Raw genomic sequence first — 13,808 nt, 5'->3', positions numbered from 1 at the left:
ACCCCCTCAATTTTTTTAAAAGAATAACTGCTGCTTCGTAGCATCCACACTGCGTGTGGGAGGAAGACTACTTAACGTTTTTCAAATCTTCCTCTATATTCGCAAACTCTCTCTCATAACCTAAAATGTCATATTCACTTAAACCTGCTTCATTTTTTATAGTCTCAAACTCCATTTCTAGTTGAGCAAGATGATTATAGAGTTCTCGAATTTTAGATACATTAGAAAGATATTCATCTTTATCTGTTAACATTTTTTTTCGTGCGTATAAGCTCACACTGTTAAAACCAAAATCCTTACTTTTTCTTTTTATCGATTCATACTCCCTATCAGTCACACGAAATGCAATGGTTTTATCTTTATTCATTTTCCGCAGCCTCCTTTAAGTTATTGTTCTATTTTTTTTGCAATAAGCTTCGAGAAGCTCTATTGCATTGTGACTACATTGTACCTTCTTCCTGTCCGCTTTTTATTTTCATTATTCGCTACTTTACCCCCTCTCTTTCCTCTGTTTTTAAAAAGTAGCAAGCATGTCATTTGTTTAACACAAACGACCAGGCTTTTTAGGAGTGTACCCCTAAGACCCCTTGTCTCCGACGGATACTAATAAACAAAAAGGTACAATAAAAAAAATCACTTCTCATTTTTTTAATGAACAAAAGTACTTATTCTTTTTCCAAACTTTGATTCGGTATATTAAAATAAACACACCTTCATTTTTAAAAACTCTGTCTTCTACTTTTGCAAAAAAACTTTTAATTCTGCAACAATCGCAACAAATAACCTTCTCTTTTTTGGAATATCCATTCATTGCCCGTGCTCTATTAACGAAAAATGTTCCCTTCGATTTATCTAGACACTTCTTTTTTTGTGGAATAAATGTACCTATATTTTTTTGAGAATGATGTATTTTTTTTGGAAAAAGGTACAATTTTGATTTTGCAATCTCTACTTTATTTTTTGAGAAATGTACCTTTTTTATTTTCAGTCTTTAGATTTAGAAACGTACTTTTTCTTTCTTTGAGAGTTCATTTTCTTTTTGGATCAGCTGGCATTTTTGCATTTTAAAATCGTTGCTTTTAAAAATATATGTGTACCAATTTCCCTTTTTTAGAGTTGCTTGTACTTTACCGACCAGGTACAATCAAGCAAAAAAAGAGTCGACTGACTCTTTCAATTTCATATTTTTCCTTCATTTGATATTTTTGTACATTATTGTCTTATTCTTTCACTTCCACCCCTACAAGAATTTCTTCTAAAGTGCGTGGTGTGTAATCCATATAAGAAAGCATACATCCAACATTACATGCCCGTATTTTTCCGTCACATGCATCATATGCGTGTCTACAATCATTTTCTTGCATTTGTCTCAGACAACTTTGATAAAATTTGTCTTCTTTACTTTCGTGTGTATGCCCATAGAGAAGAATTTTTCCTCGCCCCATATCTTTCCAGGAAAAAATTGGATAATGAGATAATATCAGTCCATACTTTTCCTTCCCAATTGAATCTTGAATTTCTTTATAATCGCAGATTTCAGTAAATAACTGCTGATATCTATAATCAGATAGATCATCATGATTGCCTTTAATTAGAACCTTTCTTCCTTTTAAACGTGCGACAAAGGCAATCAAATCTTCATTTTTCCCACGCAAACTAATATCACCTAAAATATATACAATATCGCCATTCGTCACACGATCATTCCAGTTTTTCACAATTACCTCATGCATTTCCTGTATAGAATCAAATGGCCGATGATCATATTGGATTGCTTTCTCATGAAACAAATGCAGATCACTTATATAATATTTCATCTAATTCAACTCTCTTTCTCTATCTTTTTCCTATATTTATAACTTAATTATACCGCGATATATACACACGGTCAGCGTCATTTTTTTGAATAAACCAACCTCACCATTCGAAAAGTGCAAAAGCCTATAGTGGCCAAAACCACAATATGATACCTTTTTAATGTCACAAATAAAAAAAGACTCATTACGAGTCTTTAAAAATTTTTACCAGTTAACTAATTCATAATTTACTTTAGATAGATCAACAATAAATGAAGGGTGAATTAAAAACTTAGCAGGAGTACCAATAGTACCGTTACTGATGGTATCGTTATATGAGATAAACGCATCATAAGCACTTAATCCTGATACCCAATAAAGACTTGGATATGCATGAACACTATCTCTAGTTGCATACATACTCTGAATATTTTTCCCTATTGATGCCATATCTTCTACACTTGGAAGATATACATGTCTTTTCAATGTGTTATACTTTTGTCCTTTGTAATTTGTATTATATTTATTATCGATGTCCACAAAGGGAGAGTCATCTTTGAGGTTATAAGAAGCTTGTGTGATTTCCGCTAATTCAATTGCATTTCTTAGTTGTTCAGATAGGCTTTGGTACCATGTATTTTCTAAATAATTGTCAACATTACTATTTTCGTAAATGTTGTAATCATCTAAATCTTTTTTTTGAGCATTATAAGACGAACAATCAGTATATTTTGTTTCTCCACCATCGTGTACAATTAAAAACTTGTTATTTCCTGTTTGTTTTACAATATAATACACTTTTTTATCAATCCTAATTCTTTTCCCAGCCTCAATTCCGTCTGGGGTTTCCCATGCAATATTATCACTTCCATCAGGCATCTTCACAGTACCGAGACTGTCTCCAACCTTATTCGCAAAGTTTCCTGCAAATCCATTAATGCTAGATCCAACCACATTTCGCATTGGTGTCAGATATAGCAGCACAAAACATATGGCCACGGCAATAATGATTACTCGGCCATACTTGTCAAAAAATCCATCCATTTTATTTCCTCCTTTTTCTATTTTTTGATATATACAGTATAGTGCTTAATTGCCCCATTTTTATTTTTATTCAAATTATTCACAAGTAAAAAAAAGAGGATGTTACTCCTCTTCCTGTAAGCTAAATCTATTGGACTCAATATCTCTCAATACTGTGGATCAAGATTGCCTGCGACTATTTCTAAAATTAAACGGTCTTTTTCCGATAAAGGTTTAGAATCAATGGTTTTCAATAATTTACCCAATGAGCAAAACGCTTCTTTAATGGCAGTATAATTCTTTAATGGCAGTATAATCTTCATGGCAATATGCTGCCACTTTTACGCGCTGTACAATGTCGCCACTTTCTTCTTCTGTTTTTATCCATTCATCAACTTTTTGCTGTACTTCTTTCTCCATTTGCTTAACTTCTTCTTTGTTCATTTTATTTCTCCTTTATTTAATTAACATTTATTCATGTTTCCATGATATTCATTTATCATTTTTCGAATGACATCCATTCGTTCCATAGCATATTCGTATCTTTCTTCATCGTATTCCATACGATTGAGGTTCATATCCGACACTTCTTTAGCAAGGTTCAACCATTCATTGATCAATTCAACAGCCTTATCTTCACTCATATTTTTCTCCTTTTTTTTTTAGAAACCTAACTTATGAGAACTGATTTTATTTGCAGCTCTGACACGCGCCTGGTTAAAAAACTTCGCGTACGTTTTACTTGTTACGGCTACAGTATCACCTAATCTATCCGCCACTTCTGCTTCAGAAAGACCTACAATGCTAATTAAATAGCTTGCGTGTGAATGTCTCAATCCGTGGAATGTAATATGTTTTAGTCCATTTGCTTCAGCAAGCTTCATCATGTACTTATTTCCAGTGGTGGCTGCGAGAGGGAAGTATGGACCACGTGTCGCCGAATGAAATACATAACAGTCATTGGTGAATTCTGGTTGCTTTTTATGGTTTTCATAAATTTCAGTTAGCACAGCTCTTGTATCATCATCCATTACAAGCTGATGATAATCGCCATTCTTTCTCCCCGCACGTTCTGTGTTATGTTTAGAGATATGGTTGTTGATGTTAATAATGTTGTTATTAAAATCGATATCCTTCCATCTCAACGCTCGAATCTCGCCATATCGCATTCCTGTAAAGTAACCAAATCGAATGATATGTTGTATTTGTCTTACATCTGGTGCGGTTTTGTACACTTCAGGAATTGATTCAATAACTTGTTTCATTTGTTCCGGAGTCCAGAATTTTAAATCGTCATTCGTTTTAGCAACTTTTAATTTTGGATAATTCGCAATAGGATTATTGTTAATATATCCCTTTTTCACGGCAAAATTCATCAGTATCTTCATTGTTGTGATTATCGTATTAATATACGATGAATGATACCCATTTGATTGCATGTCTCGTACAATCAAATTCATATCAGATTCACGGATATTAACAATCTTTTTGTTTTTTAAATGTACAAAGAATCTATTGTATCTTGATTTCATGTCAATCAGAGATTTACCGGATTTATGCACTTCAAGATAATTACAATAGTCTTCAAATAGGCCACTAAATTTCATATTTAGATCCATTGAAGATTTAAGAAATTGCAATTCGAATTCTTGTGCTGATCTTTTTGTTTTGAATTTTGCATCAGTTTTAGGATTTCTTCGGATTGTAGTCCTTTTGTGAGTTAACGGATTCGTGCATTGGATGATCCAATATCCAGTATCTTTTCCTCTTAGCTTCTCATGAAGAACTGTCATCTTTTTTTGCTCCTTCCTTGTTCAAATAGTATACATATTTATTCCCTTTACCTTTTCCTTTGCAGGAATTCTCGTATCTAATCTTTCCAGCGTCTATCAATTCTTTTCGCGCTCTTTCCAGTGTTCTTTGCGATATATTCTTGCTGAATGCTGCCTGGTTTAGGGATTCGGCCATTAAACCATCTGGCTGGATTAAGCTTAACTCACTTAATATAAAGTCCATTGCTTTATCTTTTTTCGAAGGGCCCTTTTCGATACATTTATTCCTTCGGAGATTTAAATAAGCATCATCGTCTTTGTCGCTAAACCCAACAAGACGTGGTAGACCATGATCACCTTGCTCAAATAGAATGGTTTTATGCCGTTTGGTTAAGTTGTTCTTCTCGGATGACACATATTTAATACCATCTTCATCTGTTTCACCCACCATCAATACTTGACGCACAACATCAAACATATCACTACTATCTGCGAGTCTATCACGACCACCACTTGATGCATTCTTTTTAGCATGCATAATGACAAGTATAGTGACTTCATATTTTTTTGTCATTACGTTTAGCCAGTCAAACATGGGACGTACATGATTACGAGCAATTAAATTCACGTTCTCAGGCACAAATGATTGCAATGGATCTAAAATTAATACATCAGGTCTGTGTTTTTTTATTAGATACTCTAAATTGGGTGATCCAATTTTATATTTTGAAAAATTCGTATTCGTGTCACCGATGCAAAGTATGTTATTCATATTAGCACCAAGCAATTCAAATCTTTCCTTCAAATTTGTGGCATTCGAATTTTCTCTCGTTAAATACAGTGTCTTTAACGGTTCGCGTTCTAAGTCTTGATTTTCGAAAAAACAAGGTTTGCCTGCTGACAAACTAGCAACTAAGCTGACCCAAAATGCAGTCTTACCGACGCCACCATTGCCTCCGATATCTGTTATTTCATATTTGGGTATATACCCTTCAATAAGCCATTCCTGTTCCTTTTTCTCAACTGACGCAATAGTGATTACATCATCCTCGTGCTGGTACTTATTCTGTAATGTCTCCAAATCGTTAGATAGTGTGTATATATTTAATTCATTGGTTTCTTTTAAATTATTCATACTTTTTTGTAGTACTTTTAAACACTCTCTCTGAACATAATTCTTTCGCAATTCATCTAAATACGAATTAAGAGGTACGCGTGAGATATATTCTCCTAACAATTTATTATGTAAATCGACAAGGCCATTGTTTTTAATTTTTCTATTATACACTGCTTTATTCCAACTTCCACCTTCTAATCCGCATTTGATTGCTTCAAATAGTCGTTTGTGTGGTGGGTATGCGAAAAGATTCTTGTCGATGGAATCTTCATATAGTAATTCAGGACAGTAGATGTAGATTGCTAATACGTTCTCTTCAGTGGATCTAGCAGCTGCAGAGATTGGGATTTCTAACTCTAATTCATCACTCATTAATAAAAAAACCTCCTATCATTTTCAAATAGGCGGTATACACATATTGCTATATTATGCTATAATACGCATAGGAAAAGAGTGTATCCGCTTTATTAAGCTCATTGCTGTGTCGCCAAACTAAGCATTGAGCTTTTTTTCTGCTTCTAGAGCAATAATTAAATCATCTCGTGAGATATGTACTTTTTCTAAGAAGTATTTAGTTGGAACACCATAGCTTGGTACATCAACGCCATAATCTTTTTTGTACTCTGTTTTGATTGTTTCCCAGATATTATCCATAGCCTTATGATTGATTGAAAGGATAATACGAGCATTTGACTTACAAATGAATGGTTGTGACGCAAGATATACTTTTTTCTCAGGTTTTGACATATTTTTCCTCCTGTCTTTGTCTACGAATACCGGAATACCGGTACGTCATTACATATACAGAGTACCGCTATTTATATACCATGTCAATATTTTTTAATAATTTGTTTTTCTTTGTCATATTTGTCATATGCTTTTATTTTTTATATAATAAGTACATGAGATGCATTGAAGATGATTTAGAACTACAAGATAGAATGACATATGTGCGTAAGCATTTTGGTTCAAGGTTAAAATATTTGATTAAACTTAGAGGGTATAAAGTTGCTCCGTTTGCAAAAGAATTAGGCTGGAGCAAGGATACATTATATAAATACTTCCGCGGAGAAATTTTTCCCAAAAAAGAATATTTGGATCTTCTCCTTGATAAGCTTAATTTGAATTTAAATGTATTTATGTATGATACATTTTTACTGGACAAAAAATGGATGTACTGGAATAGTGATGATTCTGAGCTGATTGAAGATATTGATTTTAATGTGGTTAATGGTGTGAAGTTTGGAGTTGTTGACGAGTTGGAAGAATTGAACATCATGCTTGATTTCATTCGGCAGAATGCAGCCAGTTTAAAATCAGAGGATTTACATAATATTCTTTATCTCGTAAGAAAGGCAAATGATTACATATTCAAAATATACACAGAAAATACCGATTGGGAACTTCTAGACAGTGGCGATTCAAAATAATATTTATGAAACCAGATGCTTGTTAAGGTGTCTGGTTTTTCTATGTTCTAATAAAACAGAATATGTCTTTTTCTTTACGGATGATAGTGGTAATTTAAAGATAACCAATTTGGATCGTTTAGTTTTCACCAAAAATGGTGAATTTACGATTTGAATTGAGTTATTTTTTTTATTTTTTGTTACACTTTCTTTGAAAGGAGGTGAACCAAATGAAAAAGAAATTACAGAAGGTGATATGTGTTTTAAGTATTAAGTATAATGAAAGACTTTAATATGAAGCCAAATTTTAGTGAACTAGAGCCCTTAAGGTTCTGGTAAAACAACCATTAAAAGCAATAATTATAGGCAGTAATAAATACTAACTAAAATTCGTATAACATGATTTTATAAATTTTACTAAAATTTTAATATTTTAAGTAAATAAAATGATATATAATATACTAAAGGATAAATCGGAATTTATGGAGAAGACAATGATGAATAAAAAGACACAAAAAAAAGGCTTAAAAATTCAGTATAATACAAAAAAAAGTGTGATATATCTGATCATCGCAATTCCCACTATTGTGTTTACTATATGGAATTTGTTTTGTGGAAGCATTCAGATTCGTTGTAATGATCGTGATTTTAACATTGAAGCAAAAGGATGGAATGATTATACAGGGGAGTATTCGCAAATTGACAGCATTTCTTATGAAGTAAATGTATTGCAGAACGATAATGATCACAGAACTAATGGTTTTGGAAACCTGAAGTATGCTATGGGAAACTTCGAAAACGATATCTTCGGAGATTATATCCGCTACACTCATGCCTCCTGCCATTCATATGTTGTCATGAACATAGATGGAAAAATATTAGTTGTAAATGGGGAAAATGACGCAGAGACAAAGGAAATCTATCAGAGAATAAGTGAGAAGGTGTCAAAGGAAAGAAAATAGTTGTCGAAACGCTGAGAAGAAATTATTCTCAGCGTTTTTTGAACATTACTATAATGTCAAGGAATCTTCTGCATCTACCCACATCTGTAAATTCCCATCAAGATACAGTCTAGCATATTCTAGTGGTTCATCAATGGCAAGTGTGTTTAATGCACAATCTGATCCGGGTGTGGTTCTCAAATTCTTTTCTGCTTCCCAGCAGTCAACGCGAAGCATATAGTCTGCACTGGTATAAACATCAATGTTGTTTCGTCCGGGATTATATTCTGCAAATATTGTTCTCATCGTATCTTATCTCCTTATCGTTCAATCAATTATTTGCTGCAAAAATCAGAAGCATTTCAATCAGTTCACCATGTCACTTTTATTTTGTGTTATACTGTTTTATATGTTGGTATATACAAAAAAATTACAATAAAAAAGATAATGGACAACTTCCAGTTTGTCGATGTATAGACAAAACTAGTAACGGGTAAACCTCATCAATTTACCCGCTTTTTTTATGCCTTCTATTTAACTATTGGGAGTGTTTTGGAGGTTTCCGTGAGGATGGTTTGTCCAAGTTGTAAAAAGAGAAGACCTTCATCGAAAGCACCTGCATCTAAGAATATCTGTGATTACATCTCGAACGCCTAAGAACAAAGAGACTTAATGTTTCTTTGTTTTATTGTGCTTTATTGAGCACGAATAAGTAAACGGATTAAAAATTAAAACTTGGCGAATAAAAAAAATAATACGATTTTTACCTTATATAAAGCATTTATTATTTCGCCATGTTGGCGAATAAATAATACATTTGGCGAAGTAATTGGCGAGGTAGTGAATAGGCAAAATATGCATACTTGTGACGATATTTGTGACGACATTTGTGACGATGTTTATGATGTAAATGCTTATTTTTGTTACATTATGCTGCTTTATTTAAAGCATATTTAATATATATTGCGTATTGTTATTATGCATAATTCTCTCCCTCCGTCGACGCCATCTTGTAAATTAAGTCCTTATATAAGGGCTTTTTTTCTGTTTATAGATAGTTTTGAAAACCTTTTTGAAAACCTTTAAAAAAAGTGGTAAAAACAATTGCGAAAATAACAGCTTAAATGCTGTTATGCGGCCAATTATAGTTGATGCTATAAATTATACTAATTCATCAATGATGCGCCTTAAAATGCATTTAAAGTTCGTTAAAATTTAAAATACAAATGATAGATTGTTTGGTGTAACTTATCATTGATGAGTGTATGTTTAGATTATATTAAAAAGTTGTTGAGAGTAATCTGTGCGATTTCAAACTTATCACTAAGGTAAATAATAGTATTGATTATAAAGGCATGTTGATCTCTTTGTACCTTGAAGCGTTGGAAATTTCGGTACGGCTCTCGTACTATTTTTAAATTATTTGCCTTAGAGCTTTGTACGAACTCGCTCCATGTTAGAAATCCGTCTATTATTTCTGGATTTTTGATCAGGTCTTGGTTTGGAAGATATGTAAATATTGTTGTCAAAAATTTATATGGATCCAATCCATTTGTTTTTGCTACTTCAATTATGCTATATGAATTCGCACTAGATTCTGCTCCTAATACGCTTGCCGAGAACAACCAGTTCTTTCTTCCTGTCCTAAATGGTCAAATTACTCTTCCATCTTATGAGTTTGTCGTTGGAACATATTCTAAATTTTATAAAGTGCTTTATATAAAGTATATTAAATTGAATTTATAGGATTTGTGCACCTTAAATGCACCTTTTGGATAGCTTCATCAACAACATTGCTTGGCTTAAATGCTGAGCTTTTTATTTATGCTTGTGCATAGATTATAAAAGAAATTGAGCATAACCTGATAATCCGAAAATCAACAAATAATTTTTTAAGTTTTAGATATCAAAATATCCCTCTTCTACAAGATTTTGTCGACTTATACCGGTTTTATTTACTATTTTTTTTCTTGTGTGTAAGATTTACTTACCATAATATCATGGAGGCAAGAGATATAATGTACAACAGTTTTATTAGTAAATAAGCTATTGTGTCACATTCGGATGAAATCAATGATTTGTTGTTATATGCAATTTTAGATGAATGATTAACTAAGAATACAGATCTAAAAAGGGGGTTGAACATATTAATGAAGGGGATTCTATTTTAATTTATCAGTAGTCAGATACCTGGGATTTTTAGACGATGGAAAAAATTTATTTGCAAAATAAATTGTATCGGAAATTATGTGGTTTTAATAAAAGTAATTAAAAAAAGGATCTTTTGATGATATGAGAAAATATGTTAATGCTGTTTTTCAGAATTTTGTAAAATATCTATTTGATATAAAAACTAATATCGGCATCATAATGTCAACATAAAATTCATCAATATAGATCGTTTTATATTCACCAGTTTGAATCGCATTATTTAGTTTTCAAATGTATCAAGTATGTCTTTCATTTTGTATTTTGAACCTACTGCATCAATGATGCTTTAGCAGAATTAGAAATATTTCAAACATTTGATAAATTAAAAAAACAATTGTGTATGTTTGTAACACATAGATTGTCAAATATTGGTTCATCGGATCAAATTATAGTTTTAAATAAAGACGTAGTTATTGAACAAGGGGTTCATAAAGATTTGATTAAAAGGGATGGTAAATATAAAAAATTATTTGATACACAAGTTAGTCTATATAAAAAGGGAGGCATAGAAGAATGTTAGAAGTGAGAAATTTGTTCAAGGCATTAAATGGAAATGAAATATTAAAAAATATTAATCTTCGATTTGAAACAGGAGTTTATGGATTGTTAGGCGCAAATGGAGCAGGAAAAACAACATTAATTAAATGTTTGTGTAATTTATATGAAATTGATTCGGGGAGTATTTTGTATAACGGAATACAAATTAATCATTTAAAAAATAATTATTTTAATTCTTTAGGATATTTGCCACAAAATTTTGGCTATTATCAAGATTTCACAGCTTATGATTTTTTATCATATATAGGAGTTTTAAAAGGCTTAGAAGGAAAAAAACTTGAACATAGGATAGAATATTTGTTAAAAGAATTAGGATTATACGAGAAAAAGAATATTAGACTTAAACTTTATTCAGGAGGAATGCTAAGACGGGTGGGAATAGCTCAAGCATTGTTAAATGAACCGGAAATCTTAATTTTGGATGAACCTACAGCTGGATTAGATCCTAAGGAAAGAATTCATTTAAAGAATTTACTTAATCAATATGGTGAGAAGCATACAGTAATTATTTCTACTCATATTGTTTCTGATGTTGAGGATATTTCACAAGCCATTATTCTTTTAAAAAAAGGTGAAATCTGTGAACAAGGTGATTTAGATGTCTTATTAAAAAAGATTGAAGGATTTGTTTATGAAGGAACTGTACCTAAAACGCAATTGGATTATTTCATGAATAAGTATAGAGTTAGGAATGTATACGATTTGGGTAATACTATTAGAATAAGGATAATAACCGAAGATAATGTTGAAAAATGTTTTGCGCCTATAGAAGCTACTTTAAATGATTTATACTTATACTATTTTGATGAGGTAAGTGAAGATGACTAGGTTAATTAAAAATGAGTTAAACAGGATATATACATGTAAGATTAACAGAATCTCAGTATTATTATTGATTATGATTTCTGTCATATATGGCTTTTTGACAGTGTTTCAGGATCAGACTATAACTTATTATGAACAAGGAATAATCTATGGCCTTGATGCAATAACCTTTGAAAAAAATTTATCTCATGGTACTGTGGAAATAAATGATGATGAAATAAATAAAATTATTGATAAATTTCAAAAGCAAACAAATAATATTAACAGTACTGATGGCGAAGCATTTAAAACAATGTACAGTAAAGAGATGAGACCATATGAAGAGGTGATTTCGCTTATTGATTTTACTTTAGGTGGAACATATATGGATCAGTATAAAAAAATATTAGAAGTTAAGACTCCAATAAATTTTGTTGAGCTTTGGAAAGATAAAACTAATTGCACCGCTAAAACACAAAGCTTTAAATTTGGATATAGTAAAGGCTATCAAAGATTTTTGAAAAAAAATATGGATTTATTTCTATTTATGTCTATAATGCTTGCAATTTGCTTATCTAAAATGTTTTCTCAAGATAAAGAAGAACGGATGAATGAAATTATAAGTACAACAAAGAATAGGGGTACTAATCATTTTGTAGCAAAAGTTATTGCTGGAATAATTATATCAAGTTTCTATTATTTGTTGGCCCTTATACCATTTTCAATAATAATTTTTTCAATATATGGTTTAGCTGGTTGGGATGTTAATGTACAGTTAGGAATTGCGCCTCTATTTCCGAACTTATTGACATATGGACAATTATTATCTAGAGCAATTTTAATAGGATTATTAGCCTCAGTATTGATGGGACTGTTAATTATGTTTTTTTCGAAAGTGTTTTTATCTAGTAGTGTTTCTGTTATATGTTCTATAATTTTATGTTTTATTCCAAATATAATGATTTCACTATTAAATATTTCATCTTCTTCAATATTACGATATTGTTTCCCTATTACAATGGTTGATGTGTCATCAGTACTTAATTTTGATATGACAAAGCTATTATTTACTCTTTTATTGTTTTTTTTCTTAACTTTTATATTAATTTATGACAAAAAAAGATTAATTCAGTAGGTGATTATAAATGGTGAAAAAATTAATATTTATAGAAATAAAAAAATGTATTAATCCCAAAATAATATTTGCATTTTGTTTTTTTACGATAATCTTTCTTTCAACTTTTTTCTTGTATTCGATTAGTAGTACTGATGTATATGTTAACGAATTTAGTATTAATGCTAAAATTGATGGTATAAGTGCAAAAAGAGATGCGCAAGCAAAAATAGAAAAAAAATTAACTGATAAAGAATTAAGAAATTCATTAAAAGGATTTACTGGTATAACAAATGATAAAAGTAATTTTGATTCAACTGGAAATTTGATGATAAATGATTCAGAATCTATTAAAATGTTTAATAAATATTCTGATTTAGCAAACCTAGTGATTCGAGCATATTCTCCGATGTATTCATTTAATCCTAATATTTTGAATCATTTAGATTTAAATGATATAACTGTTCAAAGCATATTTGTTAATAGAGAAAATAATATTAAAACTATTAACCCAGATTTTAGTGATAAATTAAAAGAGCAAAAATATATCGATTTTGGTTATTCTTTAGGATGGCAAACTCTTTTAAATGATTTACCATATATACAAATATATTCGATGATCATAAGTTTGATAATTGCTGCATTGATTTTCTTTGTAGAAAAAAAATGCAATATGAATATGATTCTTAGAACATTAGCTACGAAAGAAAGCAAAATTAATTTCATTAAAGCAATAACGGTTTTAATAATGAATTCTGCAATCTATTTTTCTATTGTGTTAATTTATAGTGCTTTAATTTGGAGTGTATTTGGCTTAGAGGGATGGAATATGAAAATTCAGACTTCTTATCTATTTTGGCTGTCCCCTTTCAATATCAATTATTTTCAAGCATATGTGGTCAATGTTTTGATAGGGTATCTAGCAGTTTTAGTGGTAACATTTTTCACCTGTTATGAAGTGACCTTTGTCAAGACAAAATTACACTCATATTCTAAAAATATTCAGTTTTAGATTGATGACATAGAGGAACTCCTAAACAAATCTATCGACAGTTAACCACTC

General features: G+C 31.0%; 15 protein-coding genes and 1 pseudogene. 6 read left to right on the top strand and 10 right to left on the bottom strand.

The features are described from left to right. Positions 1–67: 67 nt before the first annotated feature. The 8 genes from H8911_RS05745 to H8911_RS05710 form a co-directional block, all read right to left on the bottom strand. Positions 68–367, bottom strand: a complete 300-nt coding sequence (locus tag H8911_RS05745) for a plasmid mobilization protein (protein WP_186998973.1) — start codon at positions 365–367, stop codon at positions 68–70. A gap of 853 nt (positions 368–1,220) precedes the next feature. Next, positions 1,221–1,817 (bottom strand): metallophosphoesterase, encoded by a 597-nt coding sequence (locus H8911_RS05740; RefSeq protein ID WP_186998972.1) that lies wholly within the window; start codon positions 1,815–1,817, stop codon positions 1,221–1,223. A gap of 204 nt (positions 1,818–2,021) precedes the next feature. After that, positions 2,022–2,840 carry a DUF6273 domain-containing protein gene (locus tag H8911_RS05735; protein WP_186998971.1) on the bottom strand — a complete coding sequence of 273 codons (819 nt, stop codon included), beginning with the start codon at positions 2,838–2,840 and terminating at the stop codon, positions 2,022–2,024. A 261-nt stretch (positions 2,841–3,101) separates the two neighbouring features. Further along, complete coding sequence (locus tag H8911_RS05730) at positions 3,102–3,263, bottom strand: hypothetical protein (RefSeq protein ID WP_186998970.1); 162 nt, start codon at positions 3,261–3,263, stop codon at positions 3,102–3,104. Between the two features lie 20 nt (positions 3,264–3,283). Next, positions 3,284–3,463, bottom strand: coding sequence for a hypothetical protein (locus H8911_RS05725; protein ID WP_186998969.1), 180 nt, complete (start codon positions 3,461–3,463; stop codon positions 3,284–3,286). Positions 3,464–3,481: 18 nt separating this feature from the next. Further along, positions 3,482–4,612, bottom strand: a complete 1,131-nt coding sequence (locus tag H8911_RS05720) for a tyrosine-type recombinase/integrase (RefSeq protein ID WP_186998968.1) — start codon at positions 4,610–4,612, stop codon at positions 3,482–3,484. Beyond that, a complete protein-coding gene (locus tag H8911_RS05715) occupies positions 4,596–6,080 on the bottom strand; it encodes an AAA family ATPase (protein WP_186998967.1) in 1,485 nt (494 codons plus the stop codon). Before H8911_RS05715 ends, H8911_RS05720 begins: the two co-directional genes overlap by 17 nt. A 120-nt stretch (positions 6,081–6,200) precedes the next feature. Continuing rightward, positions 6,201–6,455 (bottom strand): hypothetical protein, encoded by a 255-nt coding sequence (locus H8911_RS05710; protein ID WP_186998966.1) that lies wholly within the window; start codon positions 6,453–6,455, stop codon positions 6,201–6,203. Positions 6,456–6,610: 155 nt separating this feature from the next. Between H8911_RS05710 and H8911_RS05705 the strand changes: the two genes are divergently transcribed. Both H8911_RS05705 and H8911_RS05700 read left to right on the top strand, forming a co-directional pair. Then, the gene (locus tag H8911_RS05705) at positions 6,611–7,138 is read left to right on the top strand and encodes a helix-turn-helix domain-containing protein (RefSeq protein ID WP_186998965.1); all 528 of its coding nucleotides are present in this window, start codon (positions 6,611–6,613) and stop codon (positions 7,136–7,138) included. A 461-nt stretch (positions 7,139–7,599) separates the two neighbouring features. Beyond that, positions 7,600–8,079 carry a hypothetical protein gene (locus H8911_RS05700; protein ID WP_222620967.1) on the top strand — a complete coding sequence of 160 codons (480 nt, stop codon included), beginning with the start codon at positions 7,600–7,602 and terminating at the stop codon, positions 8,077–8,079. Between the two features lie 48 nt (positions 8,080–8,127). Here the strand turns inward: H8911_RS05700 and H8911_RS05695 are convergent, their stop codons facing one another. Together H8911_RS05695 and H8911_RS05690 are read right to left on the bottom strand one after the other, a co-directional pair. Continuing rightward, complete coding sequence (locus H8911_RS05695; protein WP_186998963.1) at positions 8,128–8,364, bottom strand: DUF6061 family protein; 237 nt, start codon at positions 8,362–8,364, stop codon at positions 8,128–8,130. Positions 8,365–9,488: 1,124 nt separating this feature from the next. Continuing rightward, positions 9,489–9,752: pseudogene (locus H8911_RS05690) on the bottom strand (IS66-like element ISEbi1 family transposase); the annotation flags it as partial. An 857-nt stretch (positions 9,753–10,609) separates the two neighbouring features. Between H8911_RS05690 and H8911_RS05685 the strand changes: the two are divergent. From H8911_RS05685 to H8911_RS05670, 4 genes are read left to right on the top strand one after another with little or no spacing between them, the layout of a single operon-like run. Next, positions 10,610–10,789 (top strand): hypothetical protein, encoded by a 180-nt coding sequence (locus tag H8911_RS05685; protein WP_186998962.1) that lies wholly within the window; start codon positions 10,610–10,612, stop codon positions 10,787–10,789. After that, complete coding sequence (locus H8911_RS05680; protein ID WP_186998961.1) at positions 10,783–11,655, top strand: ATP-binding cassette domain-containing protein; 873 nt, start codon at positions 10,783–10,785, stop codon at positions 11,653–11,655. Before H8911_RS05685 ends, H8911_RS05680 begins: the two co-directional genes overlap by 7 nt. After that, complete coding sequence (locus tag H8911_RS05675) at positions 11,648–12,766, top strand: hypothetical protein (protein ID WP_186998960.1); 1,119 nt, start codon at positions 11,648–11,650, stop codon at positions 12,764–12,766. The genes H8911_RS05680 and H8911_RS05675 overlap by 8 nt, the downstream gene beginning before the upstream one ends. Positions 12,767–12,776: 10 nt before the next feature. Continuing rightward, entirely contained in the window at positions 12,777–13,757 is a 981-nt protein-coding gene (locus H8911_RS05670) for a hypothetical protein (RefSeq protein WP_186998959.1), read from the top strand. Positions 13,758–13,808 lie beyond the last annotated feature (51 nt).

This window comes from Holdemanella hominis (assembly GCF_014306155.1).
GTDB classification, from domain to species: domain Bacteria; phylum Bacillota_I; class Bacilli_A; order Erysipelotrichales; family Erysipelotrichaceae; genus Holdemanella; species Holdemanella hominis.
This window is presented reverse-complemented; position numbering and strand designations above follow the sequence as displayed.